We start from the raw sequence: 22,927 nt of genomic DNA, 5'->3' as shown, positions 1-22,927 counted from the left end.
AGCGCGCAGACGCGCGCCGAGACAGGGGAGTCGAGATGAGCGCGGAGTCGCTGCACGCTTCGGCCACGGAGCTGCTCACCGAATGGAAGCCGGAACCAGGCCCGGATCACTCACTGCGCGAAGCGATTCTGGCCTTCCTCGGTTCCGCGCCCCGCGGCTGCCTGCGCGAACACGCCCCTGGCCACATCACCGCCTCGGCCATCGTGCTGTCCCACGATCGCCGCGAAATCCTGCTCACCCTGCACCCGCGCGTGGGTCGCTGGATCCAGCTGGGCGGTCACTGCGAACCCGGGGACGAGACCGTGCAGGACGCGGCGCTACGCGAAGCGGTCGAGGAATCCGGCATCCCCGACCTGGTGCTCACGCCCGGTCTCTACGGCGCGCAGGCGCATCCGATCACCTGCTCGCTCGGCGTGCCGACGCGCCATCTCGACCTGCTCTTCGAGATCGTCGCGCCGCCGAACGCGATGCCGGTGCGCAGTGCCGAATCCGACGATCTGCGGTGGTGGCCGGTCGACGGGCTACCGGTCGGCACAGACGTGCTGCTCCGGTCAGCGCCCTGATGTAAAGGGGCCTTGAAAGGTCTCTGACCTGTAACGATGGCGACCGCGCCCTGGTGGCGCGGTCGCCTTTTCTGTTATCCGGCCAGCACAGCTTTACAAATTGCGGAATTTGTCTAGACAGCGGACAGATCCAGACATATCGTCTGTGACAGAGAGTTACGCACATCACAGGTGTGAGATGTGCCTCTGGGATGGAGACGATGATGTCGACCGATGCCAACACGTCCGAGCAGCGGGTAGCCCCGCCGCAGTGGCGAGATTCCAAACGCTATTTGTGGCTGTGGGGCCTGTTCGCCCCGACCGGCCTGTTCACGATCGCGATCCCCCTGATCTGGGTGATCAATCAATTCGGCTGGCATCGCCTGGCCGAAGTCCCGTTCTGGCTGGGTCCGATCCTGATCTACATCGTGATCCCGCTGGCCGACCTGTTCTTCGGGCCCGACGGCGACAACCCGCCCGACGAGGTCATGGAGGCCCTGGAGAACGACAAGTACTACCGGTACCTGACGTACCTGTACCTGCCGTTCCAGTACGCGTCGCTGATCTTCGCCTGCTACATCATCACCGCGCCGAACCTGCACTGGCTCGGTTTCCCCGGTGGCGCCAATGTCGTCGACAAGATCGGTATCGCGATCAGCGTCGGCATGATCGGCGGCATCGGCATCAATACCGCGCACGAACTCGGCCACAAGAAGGTCGAACTCGAGCGCTGGCTGTCTCGCGTCGCGCTGGCGCAGTCGTTCTACGGGCACTTCTATATCGAGCACAATCGCGGCCACCACGTGCGCGTCGCCACACCGGAGGATCCGGCGAGTGCGCGTCTGGGGGAGTCGTTCTGGGCCTTCTGGCCACGCACGGTCTGGGGGAGTCTGCGCTCGGCGTGGCATCTCGAGAAGGAACGTCTCGGGCGGCTGGAGAAGGGACCGTGGACGTTGCGCAACGACGTGCTCAATGCCTGGGCGATGTCGGTGGTGCTGTGGCTGGGTTTGATCGCGGTGTTCGGCATCGAGGTGCTGCCGTATCTGATCCTGCAGGCCATCTTCGGTTTCAGCCTGCTCGAGTCGGTGAACTATCTCGAGCACTACGGCCTGGTCCGGCAGAAGACCGCGAGCGGACGCTACGAACGCCCGGCGCCCGCGCACAGCTGGAACAGCGACCACATCGTCACCAACATCTTCCTCTATCACCTGCAGCGCCACAGTGACCACCACGCGTATCCGACCCGGCGCTACCAGACGCTGCGCAGCTGGGACGGTGCGCCGAACCTGCCGAGCGGCTACGCCAGCCTGATCCTGATCGCCTACTTCCCGCCGATCTGGCGCAAGGTGATGGACAAGCGCGTACTCGCGCACTACGGCGGCGATGTCACCCTCGCCAATATCGAACCCAAGCGCCGGGAGCGGGTGCTGGAAAAGTACGGAACCGAGGTTCAGTCATGAGTGCCTACAAATGCCCGGTATGCGACTTCGTCTTCGATGAGGCCAAAGGTGCCCCACGCGAAGGATTTCCGCCTGGCACACTGTGGACGGCCGTCCCCGACGACTGGTGCTGTCCGGACTGTGGGGTACGGGAGAAGATCGACTTCGAGGCGGTAGGAGTTTCCCGGTGACCGACTACAAGCTGTACCAGTGCGCACAGTGCGGTTTCGAATACGACGAGGCGCAGGGCTGGCCCGACGACGGCCTGGCCCCCGGCACCCGCTGGGACGACATCCCCGACGACTGGACCTGCCCGGACTGCGGCGCTCAAAAGTCCGACTTCTTCATGGTCGAGATCGAACGTTCGTGAGCGTCGCGGGCACTCCGCGCACCGGTTCGCGCATCCCGTACCAGGAGGCCGCGCGCGAACTGCTGCGCAACTCGGTCCTCGACGGGATGCGCGAACTGCTCACCGAGCGTGACTGGTCCAAGGTCACGCTCGGTGACGTCGCCGCCACGGCGGGGGTGAGCAGGCAGACGCTCTACAACGAATTCGGTTCGCGCTCCGGTCTCTCGCAGGCCTACGCGCTGCGCCTGGCCGACGACCTCGTCGACCACGTGCGCGACGCACTCGACGCCAATGTCGGCGACGCGCGCGCCGCGATCCGGGTCGGGATGAGCGGCTTCTTCCTCTCCGCCGCCGGCGACCCTCTGGTCCGATCGCTGCTGAGCGGGGAGATGAAACCGGACCTGCTGCGGTTGATCACCCTCGACGCCGCACCGCTGCTCGAGCACGCCACCGCGCGCCTGACCGGAGTTTTCACGCACAGTTGGGTGAACGCGACCGAGGCCGAGGCCGATCTGCTCGCGCACGCGCTGGTTCGGATCGCGCTGAGCTACATTCCGAATCCGCCCGTGCCCGAGCGGGACGCCCCCGCCGAGATGAGCGCACTGCTCAGTCCGTACGTGGAGGCAATTGTGCAGGTACGAGGCGTGCGCGTCCCATCTGGTGACCTGGACCACTAAGAGAAGTCACAAGGCCTGATTCGCCCGTGTGTAACCATCACCACGTTTGAGGATCTGCCGCTGTGTAACGCGCCTACGGTCTGTCAGTATTCACATCGGTCGGCGATTGGTCTTTTTGTAGCGGAGCGGGTGTGCAAACGGTTGGCAAACCGGGGGGTTTTCGTGATCCCAAACGGTATCTCTGGGCTTTAGGGCTGATCGCCCCGGCGTGCGCGCTGCTGCCTTCCCAACTGGTGTACTGGACCAAGGCGGAAGTGTTCTGGTGGATCGGGCCGGTCATCGTCCTGATCGCCATCCCCGTGCTGGACTGGATCGTCGGTGAGGATGGCAACAATCCCCGCGACGAGGACTACGCCGCGCTGTCGGCCGACCGGTACTACCGGTGGTGCACCTATCTGTTCCTGCCGATCCAGCTGATCAGCCTCGGCGTGGCCTGCTTCATGTGGACGAGTCCGGAACTGGCGCTGGTCGACAAGCTCGGCTTGGCCGCCACGGTCGGCTTCGTCAGCGGCATAGGCATCAACGCCGCCCACGAACTCGGCCACCGCGTCGAGAGTGCTGAGAAATTGCTGTCGAAGATCGCGCTGGCCCAATCGGGGTACGGGCATTTCTTCGTCGAACACAACCGTGGACATCACGCCCGGGTGGCAACACCGGAGGATCCGGCCAGTGCGCGGCTCGGTGAAACGCTGTGGGAGTTCTTGCCGCGCAGCGTGATCGGCGGATTCCGATCCGCCATCGAGCTGGAGCGCGCACGGCTGCTGCGACGCAATCGTGGCTGGTGGAGCGTCGAGAACAACATCCTGCAGGCATGGGCGATAACGGCGGTGCTGTCCGGTTCGCTGATGCTGGTGTTCGGCCCGACGATCGCGCCGTGGCTGGTCATCCAGGCCGTGATCGGCTTCGGACTGCTCGAGACGGTCAACTACGTCGAGCACTACGGACTGCTGCGCGCCCGCAAGGCCAACGGCCGCTACGAACGGTGCTCCCCGCGCGACAGCTGGAACTCCGACCGCCTGGTCACCAACATCTTCCTGTTCCATCTGCAGCGCCACAGCGACCACCACGCCAACCCCGGACGTCGCTATCAGACCCTGCGCAGCAGCGAGGAAGCCCCGCAGCTGCCCGCCGGGTACGCCACCATGATCGTGCTGGCGGCCGTCCCGCCGCTGTGGCGTGCGGTGATGGACCCCCGCGTCGCCGCCCATTACGGCGGCGATCTGAGCCTGGCCAACGTCGCACCGGAGAAGCCGCGACGGTTGCTGACCCGATACCGCGCGGCGGCCTGAGACCCCACCTCGACAGACCGGGGAACTCGCGCCGCCCCAACCGGTAACCTAACCAACGTGACGACCTCAGAACTCCCCGCGCGCACCGAGCTCACCCCCGACGTCCGCAACGGCATCGACTACAAGGTGGCAGACCTCTCGCTGGCCGAATTCGGCCGCAAGGAGATTCGCCTCGCCGAGCACGAGATGCCGGGCCTGATGGCGCTGCGCCGTGAATACCACGACGTCCAGCCGCTGAAGGGCGCGCGAATCTCCGGATCGCTGCACATGACGGTCCAGACCGCCGTCCTGATCGAAACCCTCGTAGCCCTCGGCGCCGACGTGCGCTGGGCCTCCTGCAACATCTTCTCCACCCAGGACCACGCCGCCGCCGCCATCGTGGTCGGCCCGCACGGCACCGTCGACAAGCCCGCCGGTATCCCCGTGTTCGCCTGGAAGGGCGAGACGCTGGAGGAGTACTGGTGGGCCGCCGAGCAGATGCTCACCTGGCCCAACGAGCCCGCCAACATGATCCTCGACGACGGTGGCGACGCGACCATGCTCGTGCTGCGCGGCGCCCAGTTCGAGAAGGCCGGTGTTGTCCCGCCCGCCGACGCCGACCACTCCGCCGAGTACACCGTCTTCCTCGACCTGCTGCGCGAAAGCCTCGAGGCCGACAAGACCAAGTGGAGCACCATCGCCGAATCGGTCAAGGGTGTCACCGAGGAGACCACCACCGGCGTGCTGCGGCTGTACCAGTTCGCCGCCGCGGGTGAGCTGGTGTTCCCGGCGATCAACGTCAACGACTCGGTCACCAAGTCCAAGTTCGACAACAAGTACGGCACCCGCCACTCGCTGATCGACGGCATCAACCGCGGCACCGATGTGCTCATCGGCGGCAAGAAGGTGCTGATCTGCGGTTACGGCGACGTCGGCAAGGGCTGCGCGGAGTCGCTCGCGGGCCAGGGCGCGCGCGTGCAGGTCACCGAGATCGACCCGATCAACGCGCTGCAGGCGCTGATGGACGGCTACGACGTGGTCACTGTCGAGAACGCGATCGGCGACGCCGACATCGTGATCACCTCCACCGGCAACAAGGACATCATCACCCTCGACCACATGAAGGCGATGAAGGATCACGCGATCCTCGGCAACATCGGCCACTTCGACAACGAGATCGACATGGCCGCGCTCGAGCGTTGCGGTGCCACCCGGATCAACATCAAGCCGCAGGTCGACGAGTGGACCTTCGACTCGGGTAAGTCGATCATCGTGCTGTCGGAAGGCCGCCTGCTCAACCTGGGCAACGCCACCGGCCACCCCTCGTTCGTGATGTCCAACAGCTTCTCCAACCAGGTCATCGCCCAGATCGAACTGTGGACCAAGCCGCAGGAGTACGACAACGAGGTCTACCGCCTGCCCAAGCACCTCGACGAGAAGGTCGCCAAGATCCACGTCGAAGCCCTCGGCGGCGAGCTCACCAAGCTCACCAAGGACCAGGCCGAATACATCAACGTGGACGTGGAAGGCCCGTACAAGCCCGACCACTACCGCTACTGAGTTCCGCACACCACGGTGGCCCGTCGACCCTGCGGTCGGCGGGCCACCGTCGTCATTACCCGACGATTCCGGTGTCGCAGATGGAGGGGCCGCCCGCGCTGCTCATGGCGAGCAGGCCGCAGAGCAGTGCGCCTGCCAGGTCGCTGGAGCCGGTGGTGGCGGCGGCGTCGTTGCTTCCGGTCAACAGGGCGGGGCCGGAGCCGGTCGTGACCAGGCCGGTGACCAGCTGACTCAGGGAACCCGATCCGTCCGCCTGTGCTGTTGCGGTCGGGGCGGTGACGGCCGCGCACGCTGCCATGAGGGCGGTGATGGCGAGGGTGGCCGCGCAGGTGCGGAAGATCGTTGTCATGGCGGAAGCATTGCCGGTGCGAAGGGAGTGGGCCAGACCGCAGAACTGGGGTGTCCGGCGGGTAATCTGCTGCGCATGGGCGTACTGATTGCGGTCGAGGGGCTCGACGGTGCCGGCAAACGGACTTTGATCGATGGGCTGATCGCCGAATTGTCCGGCAAAGGGGTGCGGGCGGACAGTCTGGCCTTTCCGCAATACGGGCATTCGATCCACGCCGACCTCGCCGCGGAAGCGCTGCGCGGGGGCAATGGCGACCTGGCGGGGTCGATCAACGCGATGGCGATCATGTTCGCGCTCGACCGGGCCGCCGCGCGCGCGGAACTAGCGGACCTGTTGGGCGGCAACGACATCGTGATCCTGGACCGCTGGGTGGCCTCCAACGCCGCCTACTCGGCCGCACGGGCGCACCAGGACGCCGACGGCGAAATCGTCTCGTGGGTGGGCGATCTGGAGTTCGGCAGGCTCGAACTGCCCACGCCGGACCTCACTGTGCTGCTCGACATTCCCACCGAGGTCGCGGCCGAACGTGCCCGTCTCCGAGGCGAACTCGACGACGCACGCGCCCTCGATGCCTACGAACGGGACGGCGGTCTGCAGCACCGCACCGGCGAGGTCTATCGTGAACTCGCCGACCGCGACTGGTTCGGCCGGTGGTGGACATACCGATCCGATGACGACAGGCCTGCGTTACTCACCCTCTGTTCGGAAATCTTTTCCGGATAAGGTTGGATACGCGACGGGTTCACACCATTAATGGCGTGGCAGCCCGATCCTGGCCATGGAGATGACAACATAGGACTATGAAGCCCAAGATTCTGGTCGTCGACGGCGATATGGCACTCGCTGAGATGCTGACCATCGTCTTGCGCGGGGAAGGGTTCGACCCGCATGTGGTCGGCGATGGCACACAGGCCCTGTCGGCGGTGCGGGAGATCCGCCCCGACCTGGTTCTGCTGGACCTGATGCTGCCCGGCATGAACGGCATCGACGTATGTCGTGTGCTGCGGGCCGATTCCGGCGTTCCGATCGTCATGCTCACCGCCAAGACCGACACGGTCGATGTGGTCCTCGGCCTGGAGTCCGGTGCCGACGACTACATCGTCAAACCCTTCAAGCCCAAGGAACTCGTCGCCCGCGTGCGAGCGCGCCTGCGCCGCACCGAGGACGAGCCCGCCGAGCTGCTCTCGATCGCCGACATCGTCATCGATGTGCCCGCGCACAAGGTGACGCGCGGTCCCGGTCAGATCTCGCTCACCCCACTGGAGTTCGACCTGCTGGTCGCGCTCGCGCGCAAGCCGCGGCAGGTGTTCACCCGTGAGGTGCTGCTCGAACAGGTGTGGGGTTACCGGCACGCCGCCGACACCCGCCTGGTGAACGTGCACGTGCAGCGACTGCGCGCCAAGGTCGAGAAGGATCCGGAGAACCCGGAGATCGTGCTGACGGTGCGCGGGGTCGGATACAAGGCCGGACCGCCGTGATCGGTCACTGCGGGGCGCCGCTGTGACCACTGGTCCAGTGGCGCGGCTGCGGGGATGGGCGACTCCGATCATGGCCTGGTTCCAGGCCGTCGGGACCGCACTCGGCCATCTGTGGCGCCGTTCGCTGCAGTTGCGTGTCATCGTTTCGACGCTGACCCTGTCGCTCATCGTGATCACGATCCTCGGGGTCGTGCTGACCGGTCAGATCACCGACCGGCTCCTCGAGGCCAAGATCAACGCGGCCGTCGAGGAAATGGAGCGTGCCCGCAGCACGATCGAGAACAAGATGTCGGGCCCCCAGGTCGGCAGCCAGGACCAGCAACTCGCCGACGCGCGCTCCGCGCTGTCCAGCCGTGGCGGCACCGGCCAGTCCACCGGCGCCGCGGGCAGTTTCGACTCCGCGCTGGCCATGGTCGGTGGCACACCGCCGCACGAGATCCAGGTCGGCCCGCTCGGCGAGGTGCCCCAAGAACTGCGCCGGTTCGTCCAGCGCAACCAGATCTCCTACCAGTTCACCACTGTCGCCGACCCCGACGGTTACCGCGGCCGCGCGCTGGTGATCGGCAGTCCCAGTGCCGAGGTCGCGACGCTGGAGATCTACCTGATCTTCCCGTTGGCCAGCGAGGAATCGAGCCTGTCGCTGATGCGCGGCACGATGCTCATCGGTGGTGTGGTGCTGCTGGTGTTGCTCGCCGCGATCACCGCCCTTGTCACCAGGCAGGTGGTGCTGCCGATCCGGTCGGCGGCACGGATCGCGGGCCGATTCGCCGACGGCCGACTCAAAGAACGCATGCTGGTGCGCGGCGAGGACGACATGGCGCGCCTGGCGCAGGCGTTCAACGAGATGGCCGAGAGCCTGTCGAACCAGATCACCCAGCTCGAGGAATTCGGCAATCTGCAGCGCCGCTTCACCTCCGATGTCAGCCACGAACTGCGCACCCCGCTCACCACGGTGCGTATGGCCGCCGACCTCATCCACGGTTCCAGCGACGAACTCGACCCGGCCCTCGCGCGCAGCTCGGAGCTGCTCGTCAACGAACTCGACCGGTTCGAGGGCCTGCTCAACGACCTGCTCGAGATCTCCCGCCACGACGCGGGTGTGGCCGAACTGCAGGTCGAATCGCTGGATGTGCGGATGTGCGCGCGGGCCGCGATCTCCACGGTGCGCCACCTGGCCCGCGACGCCGAGATCGAAGTCGTGGTCGACCTGCCGGAGGAGCCGGTGATCGCCGAGGTCGACCCGCGCCGCGTCGAACGCGTGCTGCGCAACCTGCTCGCCAACGCGATCGACCACTCCGAGGGCAAACCGGTGCTGATCCGCATGCGCGGCGACGCCGAGACCAACGCCGTCGCGACGGTGGTGCGCGATCAGGGCGTCGGGCTGCGGCCGGGCGAGGAGAAGCTGGTGTTCAACCGGTTCTGGCGCTCCGACCCTTCGCGCGTGCGCCGCTCGGGCGGCACCGGGCTCGGCCTTTCGATCAGCGTCGAGGACGCGAATCTGCACGAGGGCAGGCTCGAAGCGTGGGGCGATCCTGGCGTCGGCGCGAGCTTCCGGTTGCTGCTGCCGATGGTGCGTGGCCGCAAGCTCGGTCAGAGCCCACTGGCTCTGGAACCGATGCTGCGCAAGGTCCCCGCGCTGCCGGAAATCGGAGCCGCCGAGTCGACGATCATCGACGTGCCCGCGGCCGATGTCGAGTCGAACGGAGCCGAGCCGGCGAGCGTGGTCGATCCGACGGCTGCCGAGTCCGACGGCCATGAGATGGTCGAACCGCGCGAAGCCGGACCATCGACCGACGAGCCCGGTATCGAAACGCCCACCGCGGGCGCGCAGCCGAACGGGCGCGGCACCGCCCCCGCCGACACATCGAAACCCAGCCAGACGGGAGAGACCGAGTCATGACCAGCGCGCGTGGTGATCGTCGGGATCGGCACGGCGCCGCACTGGTCGCAGCGGTACTCACCGCCCTGATGGTGCTCACCGGGTGCGCGAGTCTGCCGGAGTCCTCCGCGCCGCAAGCGCTCGGCACGATCAACCGCGCCCCGACCTCGGAGGGTCCGACGCCGCCGATCGCAGGCCGCGACCCCGACCTGCTGCTCGGCGATTTCCTCACCGCCAGCGCCGATCCCACCAACCGCCACGCCGCGGCCCGCCAGTACATGGCGCCCGAGACCGCGGGCAGCTGGAACGACGAGGCGAGCACCACCATCGTCGACGACCGCCCCGACACTCTGCGCGAGTCGCGGTCCGGCGACAAGGCCAGTTACGTACTGCGCGCCCGCAAGGTCGGCGAGCTCGCCCGCGACGGCGGCTACCGCGCCACCGAGGGCACCCTCGAGAACAAGATCGAGATGAGCAAGATCGACGGCGAGTGGCGGATCACCGAGCTGCCCGCGGGTGTGGTGATGGACAACGACGACTTCGTCAAGTCCTATCACCGCTACGTCCTGCACTACATCGACCCTGGCAATTCGCTGCTCGTCCCGGATCCGCGCTGGATCTCGGTGCCGCGCGCCCAGCTCACCGAGCGACTGATCGGGATGCTCGCTGAGGGACCGCAGTCCGCGATCGCCCCGGTGGTGCGCAACCAGTTGGCGCAGCCGGTGGCGTTGCGCGGTCCGATCACCAAGGCCAACAACGAACCCGGCGATGTGGGTGTCGGCATCGGCGGGGTGCGCATCGACTTCGCCGGCCTCGGTGGGCTCGGCCAGCGCGAGCGCGAACTGCTCGCCGCGCAGGTGGTGCTCACGTTGTCCGGCGCCGAGATCCTCGGTCCGTATGTGCTGCTCGCCGACGGTAAACCGCTCGACGACCGGTACGCGGCCACCGGCTGGTCGGTGGCCGATGTCGACCAGTACAGCGCTTCGGCGCCCGGCCAGAACCGGATCGGCTTGCACGCGCTGCGCAACGGGACCCTGGTGCAGGTCACCCCCGACGGGATCGTCACGCCGAGCGGTTCGTTCGGCGAGGCGACCAATCTGCAGTCGGTCGGCATCTCGGCCGACGGCCAGTTCGTCGCCGCGGTCGCCGACTCCGGCAAACCGATCCCCGAACCGGCCCGCACGCTGCTCATCGGCAACTACGGCGCCAAGGCGTTCGCGGTCGCCGAGGGCGGCACCATCGCGCGCCCGTCCTGGACCAGCGACGGCGGCGCCGCCTGGACGGTGATCGACGGTGAACGGGTGATCAGAGCGGTCACCGATCGCACCACCGGCAACGTCTCCACCGAGGACGTCGACATCTCGGCCCTGGTCGAAGGCGCGGGCGCACCGCGGACGCCGATCAGTGAGGTGGTGATCTCGCGCACCGGCGTGCGCGCGGCACTGATCGCCGACGGCAAGGTCTACGTCGCGGTGGTGCAGCGTCGCCCCGACGGCAAGTACGCGCTCACCTCCCCGCTACCGCTGGCGCTCGGCCTGAGTTCGCGCGCGGTCTCGCTGAGCTGGATCACCGGCGACACCATCATGGTCGCCCGCGAAGGCAATGTGGACCCGGTCTTCACCGTCTCCATCGACGGCTCCCAGTTCAGCGCCGTGACCTCACAGAACCTCACCCCGCCGGTCCGGGTGGTGACCGCGGCCCCGGCCACGCAGTACGTGGCCGATTCCCGGGCCGTCCTGCAGCTACAGACCGCCGATCCCACCCGCAACGACCGTTTCTGGCGCGAGGTCCCCGGATTGACCGGAGAACGCGTCGTACCGGTCCTGCCGAGCTGAACTTGTCAGTGCCCACTGCCATACTCGCTCGCTATGAAGGCGCTGCTGGATCTGATCCTGCCCGACCGGTGTGGGGGCTGTGGTTCGCTCGGGGAGCAATGGTGTGCCGGATGCGCCGCCGAACTCGGTCGGGGTCCGATTCGGGTCCGGCCACGCGCTGATCCGGGGGTGCCGTGCTGGGCGCTCGGCCCGTACTCGGGTGTGGGTCGGCGGGCGGTGCTCGCGGCCAAGGAGCACGGCAGGCGCGATCTTGCCGCGCCCCTCGGCCTGGCACTGGCCCACGCGCTGGCCCGCCTACGGGCACCTGATCGTCCGCTGCTGCTCGTACCCGCCCCGACCAGAACCGCCGCGGCCCGTCGCCGTGGCGGGGATCCGGTGGCGCGTTCGGCCGTGATCGCGGCGCGGTGGCTGCTCGATTGCCGAACCGCGCCACTGCTGCGGATGGGCAGCGGCGTGCGTGATTCGGTGGGCTTGACGCCGCGTGAACGCACCCACAATCTGCGCGGCAAGATCATGACCGTCGCCGATCCGGACGAAGGTGCCGCTCTCGGTGCGAATGCGCAGGTCGTGCTGGTCGACGATGTGCTCACCACCGGCGCCACCGCCTGTGAATCGATACGTGTTCTTAGCCGAATCGGCATAGTTCCGCGCGCGGTTTTGGTGACCTGTGCGGCTTGACTGAGGAAAGTTCGCGTGAACAGTGGCGGACTTGCTCGTGGCGGACTAGCGTCGCGAACACACACCGAACCGCAAGTCTGGGAGGTGGTGCCGCGGATACAGGTGCCGGGCGAATCCCGATCGGCACAGCTCAATCCCGCCGCCCTTCGTTTCTGTCGAGCGGCCATATCCGGGAGGTACGCGTGACGACTTCTTCACAGGCACTACAGGACGGTGCCACCGAAACGATCGAATTCGAGACCCCGAACGCCGAAGTGGTGGTCTCCGGTCGCAACGTCGAAATTCCTGACCACTATCGAATCTATGTCGCGGAGAAGCTGTCTCGGTTGGAGCGCTTCGACCCGTCGATCTTCCTCTTCGATGTGGAACTGTTCCACGAACGCAACCGTCGTCAACGCAAGGCCTGTCAGCGCGTGGAGATCACCGCGCGCGGCCGCGGACCGATCGTGCGCGCCGAGGCATGCGCCGACAGTTTCTACGCCGCACTCGAATCCGCCGTCCAGAAGATCGAGAGCAGGCTGCGCCGGACCAAGGACAAGCGGCGCGTGCACTACGGCGACAAGACGCCGGTCTCGGTCGCGCAGGCCACCGCGACACTCGTCGACGACTCGCTGTTCGCTCTGCCGGACGGTTCCGCCGCGCACGACCACGACGACGCGGCCGACGACACCGGCCCCGGCCACATCGTGCGCACCAAGGTGCACACCGCGACACCCATGTCGGTGGACGACGCCCTCTACCAGATGGAATTGGTCGGCCACGACTTCTTCCTGTTCCACGACAAAGAGACCGATCGCCCGTCGGTGGTCTATCGCCGACACGCCTTCGACTACGGCCTGATCAAGCTGGCCTAGAACTGTCACGGATCCGGGCATCCGCTACGAGCGGGTGCCCGGATCATGCTCAGCGGCTGAAAGTTTCGTGATGCACGGCCTCGCTCAGCGAGCGTCGTGCCCGCCAGCCGAACCGTTCCAGATCCGGTACCTGCTGGAATTCGCCGACCGGCCCCACGCACAGCCAGGCCACCGGCTTGATCCCGTCGGGTAAGCCGACGAGTTCGCGCAGGAATTCCGGCTCGTAGAACGACACCCAGCCCACCCCCACCCGCTCCGCGGTCGCCGCGAGCCACAGGTTCTGGATGGCCAGCACCGTCGAGTACACACCGGTCTCGGGCACACTCGCGCGGCCGAGTACCTGCGGCCCGCCGCGCGAATCATCGTGGGTGACAACGACACCCGTGCCGCTCTCGATGATCCCGTCGATCTTGATCGGTTCGAAGGTCGCGGCCCGCTCGGCAGGCAGCGACGCACCGAATTCGACCCGCTTGTCCGCCACGTGCTCGGCGAAACGGCGCAGCGTCTCGGGCTGACGAACCACCACGAAGTCCCACGGCTGTGAGTTCCCGACGCTGGGCGCGCGATGCGCGGCGTCGAGAATTCGCAGCAGGGTCTGCTCGTCGACCGGCTCGCCGGTGAACTCGGCGCGCACGTCACGACGCAGGCGGATCGCGTCGTAGACGCTCAGTTGGTCGGCACTCACGCCGACCATACAACCGCAGCCGGGTCAGGCCACCGTGCGGCGGGCCAGCTTACGACCGGCCGCCAGCGCGGTGCGCAGACCCTGACGACGCCCGGTCACCGGGTCGATCGAGGGAGCGGTGTTGCCGGCGAACAGCCGCTCGGACTTGGTTTCCGGCGCGTCGTCGGTGGTGTGGCGCAGGTACTTGTTCGGCAGCGAGAGCTTGAGGATGGTGCGCCACGACTTGAAGTACTGCACCGGCAGCGAACCGGTGGTGTAGGGCAGGTCGTACTTCTCGGCCAGCTCACGCACCCGCACCGCGATGGCGGCGTAGCGGTTGCTCGGCAGGTCGGGGAACAGGTGGTGTTCGATCTGGTGGCTGAGGTTGCCGCTCATGAAGTGCAGCAGCGGGCCGCCGCTGATGTTGGCGCTGCCCAACATCTGGCGCAGGTACCACTCGCCCTTGGTCTCGCCCTCGATGTCGGCCTTGGTGAACTTCTCGGCGCCGTCGGGGAAGTGTCCGCAGAAGATGATCGCGTTGGTCCACACATTGCGCACCACGTTGGCGGCGATGTTGGCGGTGAGCGTGGTGACGAACGACGGGCCGGTGAGCAGCGGGAAGACCACGTAGTCCTTGAGGGCCTGCTTGCCGATCTTCTTCAGCACCACCGCGCGGTCGGCCTCGAACTGCTTCCACTCGGGGGAGTCCTTGGCCCACTTCTTCTTGGCGACCTTGCCCAGCTCGAGGTGCTGGATCGCGACCCCGTACTCGAACAGCGCCTGCAGGATGAGGTTGTAGATCGGGTTGCCCAGGTAGAACGGGATCCAGCGCTGGTCACGGGTGACGCGCAGCAGGCCGTAGCCGATGTCGTCGTCCATGCCGAGCACGTTGGTGTACTTGTGGTGCAGGAAGTTGTGGGTGATCTTCCAGTGCGCCGACGGGCCCGCGTTGTCCCATTCCCACGCGGTGGAGTGGATCTCCGGATCGTTCATCCAGTCCCACTGCCCGTGCATGACGTTGTGCCCGATCTCCATGTTCTCGATGATCTTGGCGGAGCCGAGCAGGGCGACACCCGCCAGCCAGGCCGGGGGCAGGAAGCTGGCGAACAGGACGGTGCGCCCGCTGATCTCGAGTGCGCGTTGTAGGCGGATGACATTGCGGATATAGCGCGCGTCGTCCGCACCGCGGGAGGATTCGATTTCTCGACGGATCGCGTCGAACTCCGTTCCGAGAGCTTCGACATCCGCTGCGGTGAGGTGCGCGTATTCCTTGACATCCGAGATCGCCATGGCGGCTACAGTACCGTAAGTTACGAGAGCGTAGGTTGGCGATTTTCGGGCCGAATTGTGTGATAAGTCCTATTGCGTAATCGAGACGCAAATGTTATCGGGCTCGACGAGCCATGCGACGTGCGGCTTTGTCACGCAGCACCCCGCGCTCGTGCACCGCGCGCTCGCCCAGCGCCCGCTTGGCCTCGCGCAACGCCAGCTTCTCCTGCCGCGCCCGCGCCTTGAGCGCCGACTTCGCCTCGCGCAGCACTTCCTTCTCGTGCCGTGCCTTGATCTCGAGCGAGACCTTCGCATCGTGCAGCGCCGACCGCAGCCCGAACCGCTTCCCGGTCTCCGGATCCACCCGCAGGCTCTCGGGCAGCGAGATACCGGCGAACTTGCGCTCCGAGGACGTCTCGGGCGCGTCGTCGGCGGTGCGCTTGAGGAACCGGTCCGGCAGCGCCAGCTTGTGGATGGTGCGGAAGGCCAGCAGGTACTGCTTGCCCAGCGACCCGGTGGTGTAGGGCAGGTCGTACTTGTCACACAGCTCGCGCACCCGCACCGCGACTTCGGAATACCGATTACTCGGCAGGTCGGGGAACAGGTGGTGCTCGATCTGGTAGCAGAGGTTGCCGCTCATGAACGCCATCACGGGACCGGCCTTGAAGTTGGCGCTGCCCAGCATCTGACGCAGGTACCACTCGCCCTGGGTTTCCCCGTCGAGCTGTTCGGCGGCGAACTTCTGCGCCCCGTCGGGGAAGTGCCCGCAGAAGATCACCGCGTACGACCACAGGTTGCGTACCAGATTGGCAGCCGCGTTGGCCTTGAGCGTGGACTTCCAGGCCGGGCCGGTGAGTGCCGGGTAGATCACGAAATCCTTGACGACCTGACTCCCCGCCTTGCGGTAGAAATCGAGATCGGGCGGCGAGGTGAGGGTGCCCGCCTCGATTCCGGCCAGCTCCTTCTCGATGCCGAGATCGTGCAGCGCGATACCCCACTCGAAGGTCGCGGCCAGCAGCAGATTCGCGGCGGGCTGGGCCAGATGCAGTGGGCGCCACTGCTCGTCACGCGTCATCCGCAGAATGCCGAAACCGAGATCCTCGTCCTTGCCGAGGACATTGGTGTAGGTGTGGTGCGAATAGTTGTGCGCGCGCCGCCACTGTGCCGACGGGCCCGTCTGGTCCCACTCCCAGGTGGTGGAGTGGATCTCGGGGTCGTTCATCCAGTCCCACTGGCCGTGGCTCACATTGTGGCCGAGCTCCATGTTCTCGATGATCTTGGCGACCGAGAGCATCGCGGTACCGCCGAGCCACGCCCACCGGTTACGGCTGCCGAACAGCACCGCGCGCCCGGCGACCTCGAGGGCGCGCTGGGCCGCGATGGTGCGGCGGATGTACCTCGCGTCGCGTTCGCCACGCGAGGTCTCCACCTCGCGGCGGATCGAATCGAGTTCTTTCCCCAGGGTCTCGATGTCAGCCGCCGTCAGATGGGCGAAGGCCTGGATATCGGTGATAGCCACCGGGGGTCCTCCTGTGTTTAATAGCGGCGCAGCCGCGGGTTTTCGGCCTCGTAACCTCGATCTTCCCTCCCTCCGGGCACTCCTTCGTCGCACCCTCCGGTCAGTCCAGATCGAGGCGGCCGAAAACCGCGGCTGCGCCGCATGAAAGCTCGGCGCTCACTGGCTGTGTCCTTGTGAGTGGTCCTAGCGGGTGCCCTCAGGTGTTGATCGAAGTCAAGGGCCTGAGCGATTGCCGTCGGTCAAGGGTCATGGCCGACGCATGCTTCGAGGATACCCGGTTCCGGCTTCGACAATCGGTTAGATGTCCAGCGTGCAGTCGCCCGCGGCGGCGGAGATGCAGGTTTGGACCTTGTCGCCGGGTTGACGTTCGTCACCGTTGCGCAGATCGCGGGCGTGTCCGGCGGACAGAGTGACCACGCAGGTCTGGCAGATGCCCATGCGGCAGCCGAAGGGCAACTGCACGCCGACGGACTCACCGGCTTCGAGCAGGCTGGTTGCGCCGTCGACGGTGAGGGTGCGTCCCGTGGTGCCGAAGGTCACGGTGCCGCCCTCGCCGACCGCGGAGCGTTCCACCTCGAAGCGTTCGACGTGCAGCTTGTCGGCCACACCCGCGCTCTTCCAGTGGTTCTCGATCGCGTCGAGCATCGGGGCAGGTCCGCAGGCCCAGGTCTCGCGCTCGCGCCAGTCGGGGTAGAGCTCGTCGAGGCTGGCCAGGGAGAACAGGCCCTGTGCGTCGGTGAGCTGCAGGTGCGAGACGAAGCTGGGGTGTTTGTCGTGCAGGGCGCGCAGTTCGGCGCCGAACATCACGTCGGCGTCGGTGGGCGCGGAATGGACGTGCACCACATCGTGGACGCCGTCGCGGCGGTCCATCGTGCGCAGCATCGACATCACCGGGGTGATACCGCTGCCCGCGGTGAGGAACAGCACCTTCGCCGGCGGCGGCTCGGGGAGCACGAAACCGCCCTGCGGCGCGGCAAGGCGCACGATGGTGCCCTCGGCCACTCCGTTGACAAGGTGGCTGGACAGCTTGCCCTCCGGCATCGCCTTCACCGCGATGGAGATGAGCCGCTTGCCGCCCTCCCCGGTCCAGTCGGGCGGGCAGGTGAGCGAGTAGGAACGCCAGTTCCAGCGGCCGTCGATCAGGATGCCGATGCCGATGTACTGCCCGGGCCGGTACTTGAAGTCGAAGCCCCAGCCCGGCTTGATCACCAGGGTCGCCGAGTCGGCGGTCTCCTTGCGCACCTCGACGATGCGCCCGCGCAGCTCGCGCGCCGACCACAGCGGGTTGGCCAGGTGTAGGTAGTCGTCGGGCAGCAGGGGAGTGGTCACCCGGGCTACCGCGCCACGCAACACGTTCAGCTTGCCGCCACGATCGGCGACCTGCGCCGCCGGTGCTTCGAGCCATTCCCGGAACTTATTGAGGACCATGCGCTGCGATTTCTCCCTGTCGTACATTCGAGCCACCGTGGGGGTGACTCGCTCGCAGCAAGGTTACGGCATCGTAGGTTCAGCGCCAGTTGTGAACAGTGAGCAACCGCAACGACCCGCGACAAACAGTTGTTACAACAGCTCGAGCAGGAACGGCACTTCTTGGGGCGCGTACCAGGCGAGCTGGTGGTCCTCGGCGTCGCCGAGGACGAATTCGGCGTCGGTGTCACCGAGGTCGGCGGCGTCGATGACGTCCACGGCCTTGGCCACCTGCGGCTCGGCTTCGGCCAGATCCACATGCACCGCCGCGACCTGCTTGAACGTGACCGGACCCGTCAGCTTCACCACGGCGTCGTCGAGATCGGGCCGCAGTTTCGCCCCGGCAACATCGGCCGCGATCACCGCGCGCCGATACACCGGACTACCCGGGTTCGCCGCGTCGCCTTCGCTGTCGACGACCTCGTCGAGCCCGTCGCGCTCGGCGCCGATCAGCCGCATGGAGGCCCGTGCGGCTTCCTGCATCGCCACTTCCGCGAGTTCCTCGTCGTCGCCTGCGGCGTAGGCCTCGCGCAGGGCGGGCGTCACGGCGAAGGCGGTCCCGCCGAGCGGGAACAGCTCCTGGTCGTCGACGAGCTGGCGCAGGATCGGGATCGTCGCGGGGATATAGACGCGCATCGTGTCGTTCTCAGAGACAGGCACCGAGCAACTCCTCCATCGATTCGTGTACCGAGGCCGCGAGGACATCGATGTCGGCCATGGCGTCGCGGTCGGCGTTGAGTCCGTAGAAGACCTGACCGTCGTACGAGGTGAGTCCGAAACTCAACGTCTGATTGCGCAGCAGCGGCGATACCGGATACATCTCCAGCATGCGCGCCCCGCCGATGTACATCGCGGTCTGTGGTCCCGGCGCGTTGGTGATCACCAGATTGAAACTGTTGTCGGCGAAGGTACTCGCCGCCCGCACGCTCATCGCGTGCAGGCTCGCGGGCGCGAACCCGGCCAGGTGCACGAGCGTGCGCGCCCGCACCCCGCGACGCGTGCGGCCCGCGGCCTCGGTGGCGTGCGAGATGTGTGAAAGGCGCATCGTCGGATTCGGTTCGCCCACCGGCAGATCGATGAGGAACGAGGACACCTCGCTGGCCGGGGTGAGCTGGTTGTCGCCGTCGACGTAGACCGACATCGGCACCACCGCACGCAGATTGGTCGACTCGATCAGCGCCTCGTTACGCGAGAGCAACCAGTTGCGCAGCGCCCCGGTGACCACCGCGAGCACCGTGTCGTTGATCGAGCAGTCGAAATGCCTGCGGATGGTGCGGTAGTCCTCGAGGTCGGTGCGCACCACGTCGAAGCGGCGGCTGCGTGAGGTGCGGGCGTTGAGCGGGCTGTCCGGCGCCGCGCCCGAGGTCGCCGCGCGCACCACATTGGCCGCGGCCTTCACCGCCATCCGCGTGCCGCGCACCACCCCGAAGGCGTTCGATCCGGCATCGCGCATCACGCTGTAGGCCTCGCGCGGCTGCGCGGCCAGCTGTGACAGCGCCCCCGCCAGCAATTCCACATCCGACGGTTCGCGCGGCGCCCGCCATGCGTCGTCGGCCAGCTCGCGCGGCAGCGGCGAGTTGTCGAGGATCACGTGACCGATCTCCAGGGCGGTGTCACCGTCCACCAGCGCCGAATGCGACTTCGTGAACACCGCGGCGCGCCCGTCGGCGAGCCCTTCGATCAGATACATCTCCCACAGCGGTCGCCCCTGGTCCAGGGGGCGTGACGCGAGCCGCGCGACCAGGTCGTAGAGCTGTTCGTCGCTGCCGGGACCGGGCAGTGCGGAGCGGCGGATGTGATAGCTGATGTCGAAACGACTGTCCTCGACCCAGACCGGCCTGCCCATAGCTAGGGGGATCTCGCGCACCTTGCGGCGGTAGCGCGGCACCATCGGCAGTCGGGATTCGACCAGGTCGACGAGGCGCTCGTAGTCCAGTGCCTGGCCCGATGCGTCAGGGGCGGAGTTGTTCAGGATCGCGAGAGAGCCGATGTGGATCGGATTGCTGCTCGATTCGAGCCGATAGAACGACGAGTCCTGCGGCGTCAATCTCGTGATCACGCGCTCCGATACTCCTTCCGGTGCCGTAGCACGCTTCGCGCGACATCGCGCTGATCGGGCTCGCGCTACATCCTACGTCACGGCAGTTGAACAGCAGTGCCGGGCAACGAGGCTCGCGGAGCGTCGTGACCTGGGGCAATGACTGCCCCGGTATGGCGGGCACGGGTACACGCCGCCGGGTACGGTGGTCTGCGGACTACCATCGCCGTTGAACACAACTCCGACCAGAGGACTGACGAGACCCGTGCCTGCGCTGACACTGACGAGGTTGCTACGGATTGGTGAAGGTCGCATGGTCAAGCGGCTCTCGAACCTCGCCGATGAGGTCATCGCGTACGGCGACGAGATCGAGTCGTTGACCGACGCCGAGCTGCGCGCCAAGACCGATGAGTTCCGCGAGCGCTACGCCGCCGGCGAAACCCTCGACGACCTGCTGCTCGAGGCCTTCGCCGTGGCGCGTGAGGCGTCGTGGCGGGTGCTGAACCAGAAGCACTACAAGGTCCAGATCATGGGTGGCGCCTCGCTGCACCTGGGCAACATCTCGGAGATGAAGACCGGTGAGGGCAAGACCCTGACCTGTGTGCTCCCCGCCTACCTCAACGCGATCTCCGGCGACGGCGTGCACGTCGTCACGGTCAACGACTACCTTGCCAAGCGCGACTCCGAGTGGATGGGCCGCGTGCACCGTTTCCTCGGTTTCGAGGTCGGCGTGATCCTCGGTGGCATGACCCCGGCCGAGCGCCGCGTGGCCTACGCCGCCGACATCACCTACGGCACGAACAACGAGTTCGGTTTCGATTACCTGCGCGACAACATGACTCACTCCCTGGACGATCTGGTCCAGCGCGGTCACAACTTCGCCGTGGTCGACGAGGTCGACTCCATCCTCATCGACGAGGCCCGCACCCCGCTGATCATCTCGGGCCCGGCCGACGCCTCCTCGAAGTGGTACGCCGAGTTCGCGCGCATCGCGCCGCTGCTCAAGAAGGATGTCCACTACGAAGTCGACATCAAGAAGCGCACCATCGGCGTGCACGAGGCCGGTGTGGAGTTCGTCGAGGATCAGCTCGGCATCGACAACCTCTACGAGTCCGCGAACTCGTCGCTGGTCAGCTACCTGAACAACGCCATCAAGGCCAAGGAGCTCTACCAGCGCGACAAGGACTACATCGTCCGCGACGGCGAAGTGATCATCGTCGACGAGTTCACCGGCCGCATCCTGGTCGGGCGCCGCTACAACGAGGGCATGCACCAGGCGATCGAGGCCAAGGAGAAGGTCGAGATCCAGCCGGAGAACCAGACCCTGGCCACGATCACCCTGCAGAACTACTTCCGCCTCTACGACAAGCTGTCCGGTATGACCGGTACCGCCGAGACCGAGGCCGCCGAGCTGCACTCGATCTACAACCTCGGCGTCGTCCCGATCCCGACCAACCGCCCGATGGTCCGCAAGGACCAGGCCGACCTGATCTACAAGTCGGAAGAGGCCAAGTTCGCCGCCGTCGTCGACGATGTGGCCGAGCGGCACGAGAAGGGCCAGCCGGTCCTGATCGGTACCACCAGCGTGGAGCGCTCGGAGTACCTGTCCAAGCAGTTCACCAAACGCGGTGTGGCGCACAGTGTGCTGAACGCGAAGTTCCACGAGCAGGAAGCCCAGATCATCGCCGAGGCCGGTCGCCCCGGCGCGGTCACCGTCGCCACCAATATGGCCGGTCGTGGTACCGACATCGTGCTCGGCGGCAACGCCGACATCCTCGCCGACCTGGTGCTGCGCAAGCAGGGCCTCGACCCGGTGAACACCCCCGACGAGTACGAGGCCGCCTGGCACGCGACGCTCGAGCAGGTCAAGAAGCAGACCGAGGATGACGCCGAAACCGTGCGCGAGGCCGGCGGTCTCTACGTGCTCGGCACCGAACGCCACGAATCGCGCCGTATCGACAACCAGCTGCGTGGTCGTTCCGGCCGTCAGGGCGACCCGGGCGAGTCCCGCTTCTACCTGTCGCTGGGCGACGAGCTGATGCGCCGCTTCAACGGTGCCGCCCTCGAGGCGATCATGACGCGCCTGAACCTGCCCGACGATGTCCCGATCGAGGCCAAGATGGTCTCCAAGGCCATCAAGAGCGCCCAGACCCAGGTCGAGCAGCAGAACTTCGAGATCCGCAAGAACGTTCTGAAGTACGACGAGGTCATGAACCAGCAGCGCACCGTCATCTACGGTGAGCGCAACCAGATCCTGCGTGGCGAGGACATGGAGGGTCAGGTCCAGAACATGATCACCGACGTGGTCACCGCCTACGTCGACGGCGCCACCGCCGAGGGTTACGTCGAGGACTGGGACCTGGACAAGCTCTGGACCGCCCTCAAGACCCTCTACCCGGTGAGCCTGGATCACAAGGAACTCGCGGGCGAGACCACGACGGGCGACGCGGGCGAGCTGACCCGTGACGAGCTGCGCGCCGAACTCCTCAACGACGCGCACAACGCCTACGACAAGCGCGAAGAGGAAATCGACGGCCTCGCGGGCGTCGGCGCCATGCGCAACCTGGAACGCCAGGTCCTGCTCTCGGTCCTGGACCGCAAGTGGCGCGAACACCTCTACGAGATGGACTACCTCAAAGAGGGCATCGGCCTGCGCGCCATGGCCCAGCGCGACCCCCTGGTCGAATACCAGCGCGAAGGCTTCGACATGTTCGCCGCCATGCTGGAAGGCCTGAAGGAGGAGTCGGTCGGCTTCCTCTTCAACCTCCAGGTAGAGGTCCAGCAGCCCCAGCCCGAAGGCGTCTCCATCGACAAGGGCCTGCGTTCCCCCGTCGGCGCCCCGGTCCAGGACGCCCCCGTCCAGGCCCCACCGGCCTTGCGCGCCAAGGGCATCACCGACCAGGCCCCCCGAGCCATGAACTACTCGGGCCCCGCCGAAGACGGCCACGCCGAATCCCACTCCGACGCCCAGGAATACGGCGGCCAACAGCAATCCGGCACCCGCCGCGAACGCCGCGTAGCCGCCCGCACCGACTCGAAGGGCAAGCGCCGCCGCTGAGTCG

At 66.7% G+C, this 22,927-nt stretch carries 21 protein-coding genes; 14 read left to right on the top strand and 7 right to left on the bottom strand.

The features are described 5' to 3' along the window. The first annotated feature begins 35 nt into the window (after window positions 1-35). From ACFWUP_RS05685 to ahcY, 7 genes are all read left to right on the top strand, one after another. Window positions 36-563: an NUDIX hydrolase gene (locus ACFWUP_RS05685; RefSeq protein ID WP_379231135.1), complete on the top strand. Its 528-nt coding sequence runs from the start codon at window positions 36-38 to the stop codon at window positions 561-563. Between the two features lie 203 nt (window positions 564-766). Next, window positions 767-2,002 (top strand): alkane 1-monooxygenase, encoded by a 1,236-nt coding sequence (locus ACFWUP_RS05680; protein WP_379231733.1) that lies wholly within the window; start codon window positions 767-769, stop codon window positions 2,000-2,002. After that, a complete protein-coding gene (locus tag ACFWUP_RS05675) occupies window positions 1,999-2,172 on the top strand; it encodes a rubredoxin (RefSeq protein ID WP_379231133.1) in 174 nt (57 codons plus the stop codon). The genes ACFWUP_RS05680 and ACFWUP_RS05675 overlap by 4 nt, the downstream gene beginning before the upstream one ends. After that, window positions 2,169-2,351, top strand: coding sequence for a rubredoxin (locus tag ACFWUP_RS05670; RefSeq protein WP_379231131.1), 183 nt, complete (start codon window positions 2,169-2,171; stop codon window positions 2,349-2,351). Before ACFWUP_RS05675 ends, ACFWUP_RS05670 begins: the two co-directional genes overlap by 4 nt. Beyond that, window positions 2,348-3,007: a TetR family transcriptional regulator gene (locus ACFWUP_RS05665; protein ID WP_379231129.1), complete on the top strand. Its 660-nt coding sequence runs from the start codon at window positions 2,348-2,350 to the stop codon at window positions 3,005-3,007. Before ACFWUP_RS05670 ends, ACFWUP_RS05665 begins: the two co-directional genes overlap by 4 nt. 131 nt (window positions 3,008-3,138) lie before the next feature. Beyond that, on the top strand, window positions 3,139-4,296 hold the full coding sequence (locus tag ACFWUP_RS05660; RefSeq protein WP_379231127.1) for an alkane 1-monooxygenase: 1,158 nt from the start codon (window positions 3,139-3,141) through the stop codon (window positions 4,294-4,296). Window positions 4,297-4,353: 57 nt separating this feature from the next. After that, a complete protein-coding gene (gene ahcY / locus ACFWUP_RS05655; protein ID WP_379231125.1) occupies window positions 4,354-5,835 on the top strand; it encodes an adenosylhomocysteinase in 1,482 nt (493 codons plus the stop codon). A 55-nt stretch (window positions 5,836-5,890) separates the two neighbouring features. On the opposite strand, the gene ACFWUP_RS05650 is transcribed toward ahcY, so the two are convergent. Then, on the bottom strand, window positions 5,891-6,184 hold the full coding sequence (locus ACFWUP_RS05650; protein ID WP_379231123.1) for a hypothetical protein: 294 nt from the start codon (window positions 6,182-6,184) through the stop codon (window positions 5,891-5,893). A 75-nt stretch (window positions 6,185-6,259) separates the two neighbouring features. Here ACFWUP_RS05650 and ACFWUP_RS05645 point away from each other — a divergent pair, with 75 nt between their 5' ends. The 6 genes from ACFWUP_RS05645 (at window position 6,260) to hpf (ending at window position 12,908) form a co-directional block, all read left to right on the top strand. Further along, window positions 6,260-6,907 carry a dTMP kinase gene (locus ACFWUP_RS05645; protein ID WP_379231121.1) on the top strand — a complete coding sequence of 216 codons (648 nt, stop codon included), beginning with the start codon at window positions 6,260-6,262 and terminating at the stop codon, window positions 6,905-6,907. Window positions 6,908-6,984: 77 nt separating this feature from the next. Then, on the top strand, window positions 6,985-7,662 hold the full coding sequence (gene mtrA / locus ACFWUP_RS05640) for an MtrAB system response regulator MtrA (protein WP_379231119.1): 678 nt from the start codon (window positions 6,985-6,987) through the stop codon (window positions 7,660-7,662). A 70-nt stretch (window positions 7,663-7,732) separates the two neighbouring features. Beyond that, window positions 7,733-9,562 carry an MtrAB system histidine kinase MtrB gene (gene mtrB, locus ACFWUP_RS05635; RefSeq protein ID WP_379231731.1) on the top strand — a complete coding sequence of 610 codons (1,830 nt, stop codon included), beginning with the start codon at window positions 7,733-7,735 and terminating at the stop codon, window positions 9,560-9,562. Then, the gene (gene lpqB / locus ACFWUP_RS05630; RefSeq protein ID WP_379231117.1) at window positions 9,559-11,376 is read left to right on the top strand and encodes an MtrAB system accessory lipoprotein LpqB; all 1,818 of its coding nucleotides are present in this window, start codon (window positions 9,559-9,561) and stop codon (window positions 11,374-11,376) included. The genes mtrB and lpqB overlap by 4 nt, the downstream gene beginning before the upstream one ends. Before the next feature lie 33 nt (window positions 11,377-11,409). Continuing rightward, window positions 11,410-12,054, top strand: a complete 645-nt coding sequence (locus ACFWUP_RS05625; protein WP_379231115.1) for a ComF family protein — start codon at window positions 11,410-11,412, stop codon at window positions 12,052-12,054. 182 nt (window positions 12,055-12,236) lie between these two features. Then, window positions 12,237-12,908, top strand: a complete 672-nt coding sequence (hpf, locus tag ACFWUP_RS05620) for a ribosome hibernation-promoting factor, HPF/YfiA family (protein ID WP_379231113.1) — start codon at window positions 12,237-12,239, stop codon at window positions 12,906-12,908. Window positions 12,909-12,957: 49 nt separating this feature from the next. On the opposite strand, the gene bluB is transcribed toward hpf, so the two are convergent. From bluB to ACFWUP_RS05590, 6 genes are all read right to left on the bottom strand, one after another. After that, a complete protein-coding gene (gene bluB, locus ACFWUP_RS05615) occupies window positions 12,958-13,602 on the bottom strand; it encodes a 5,6-dimethylbenzimidazole synthase (RefSeq protein WP_379231111.1) in 645 nt (214 codons plus the stop codon). Window positions 13,603-13,617: 15 nt separating this feature from the next. Beyond that, window positions 13,618-14,862, bottom strand: a complete 1,245-nt coding sequence (locus ACFWUP_RS05610; RefSeq protein WP_379231109.1) for a fatty acid desaturase family protein — start codon at window positions 14,860-14,862, stop codon at window positions 13,618-13,620. A 94-nt stretch (window positions 14,863-14,956) separates the two neighbouring features. After that, window positions 14,957-16,360 (bottom strand): fatty acid desaturase family protein, encoded by a 1,404-nt coding sequence (locus ACFWUP_RS05605; RefSeq protein ID WP_379231107.1) that lies wholly within the window; start codon window positions 16,358-16,360, stop codon window positions 14,957-14,959. A gap of 297 nt (window positions 16,361-16,657) precedes the next feature. Beyond that, window positions 16,658-17,788, bottom strand: coding sequence for a ferredoxin reductase (locus ACFWUP_RS05600; RefSeq protein WP_379231105.1), 1,131 nt, complete (start codon window positions 17,786-17,788; stop codon window positions 16,658-16,660). Between the two features lie 132 nt (window positions 17,789-17,920). After that, window positions 17,921-18,463: a DUF6912 family protein gene (locus ACFWUP_RS05595; protein WP_379231729.1), complete on the bottom strand. Its 543-nt coding sequence runs from the start codon at window positions 18,461-18,463 to the stop codon at window positions 17,921-17,923. A 10-nt stretch (window positions 18,464-18,473) separates the two neighbouring features. Beyond that, a complete protein-coding gene (locus ACFWUP_RS05590) occupies window positions 18,474-19,886 on the bottom strand; it encodes a wax ester/triacylglycerol synthase family O-acyltransferase (protein ID WP_379231103.1) in 1,413 nt (470 codons plus the stop codon). Between the two features lie 244 nt (window positions 19,887-20,130). Here ACFWUP_RS05590 and secA point away from each other — a divergent pair, with 244 nt between their 5' ends. After that, window positions 20,131-22,923: a preprotein translocase subunit SecA gene (gene secA / locus ACFWUP_RS05585; protein WP_379231101.1), complete on the top strand. Its 2,793-nt coding sequence runs from the start codon at window positions 20,131-20,133 to the stop codon at window positions 22,921-22,923. Window positions 22,924-22,927 lie beyond the last annotated feature (4 nt).

Source organism: Nocardia sp. NPDC058658 (assembly GCF_042716665.1).
Taxonomy (GTDB): Bacteria; Actinomycetota; Actinomycetes; order Mycobacteriales; family Mycobacteriaceae; genus Nocardia.
The sequence above is the reverse complement of the archived record's forward strand: the minus strand, read 5'-3'. Positions and strand labels throughout refer to the sequence as shown.

Coding starts and splice junctions, on each gene's coding strand:
- ACFWUP_RS05595 (WP_379231729.1), bottom strand. CDS start 18,463: ATGCGCGTCTATATCCCCGCGACGATCCCGATCCTGCGCCAGCTCGTC.
- ACFWUP_RS05680 (WP_379231733.1), top strand. CDS start 767: ATGTCGACCGATGCCAACACGTCCGAGCAGCGGGTAGCCCCGCCGCAG.
- mtrB (WP_379231731.1), top strand. CDS start 7,733: ATGGCCTGGTTCCAGGCCGTCGGGACCGCACTCGGCCATCTGTGGCGC.
- ACFWUP_RS05685 (WP_379231135.1), top strand. CDS start 36: ATGAGCGCGGAGTCGCTGCACGCTTCGGCCACGGAGCTGCTCACCGAA.
- ACFWUP_RS05600 (WP_379231105.1), bottom strand. CDS start 17,788: ATGGTCCTCAATAAGTTCCGGGAATGGCTCGAAGCACCGGCGGCGCAG.
- lpqB (WP_379231117.1), top strand. CDS start 9,559: ATGACCAGCGCGCGTGGTGATCGTCGGGATCGGCACGGCGCCGCACTG.
- mtrA (WP_379231119.1), top strand. CDS start 6,985: ATGAAGCCCAAGATTCTGGTCGTCGACGGCGATATGGCACTCGCTGAG.
- ACFWUP_RS05650 (WP_379231123.1), bottom strand. CDS start 6,184: ATGACAACGATCTTCCGCACCTGCGCGGCCACCCTCGCCATCACCGCC.
- ACFWUP_RS05645 (WP_379231121.1), top strand. CDS start 6,260: ATGGGCGTACTGATTGCGGTCGAGGGGCTCGACGGTGCCGGCAAACGG.
- ACFWUP_RS05610 (WP_379231109.1), bottom strand. CDS start 14,862: ATGGCGATCTCGGATGTCAAGGAATACGCGCACCTCACCGCAGCGGAT.
- ACFWUP_RS05625 (WP_379231115.1), top strand. CDS start 11,410: ATGAAGGCGCTGCTGGATCTGATCCTGCCCGACCGGTGTGGGGGCTGT.
- bluB (WP_379231111.1), bottom strand. CDS start 13,602: ATGGTCGGCGTGAGTGCCGACCAACTGAGCGTCTACGACGCGATCCGC.
- ACFWUP_RS05675 (WP_379231133.1), top strand. CDS start 1,999: ATGAGTGCCTACAAATGCCCGGTATGCGACTTCGTCTTCGATGAGGCC.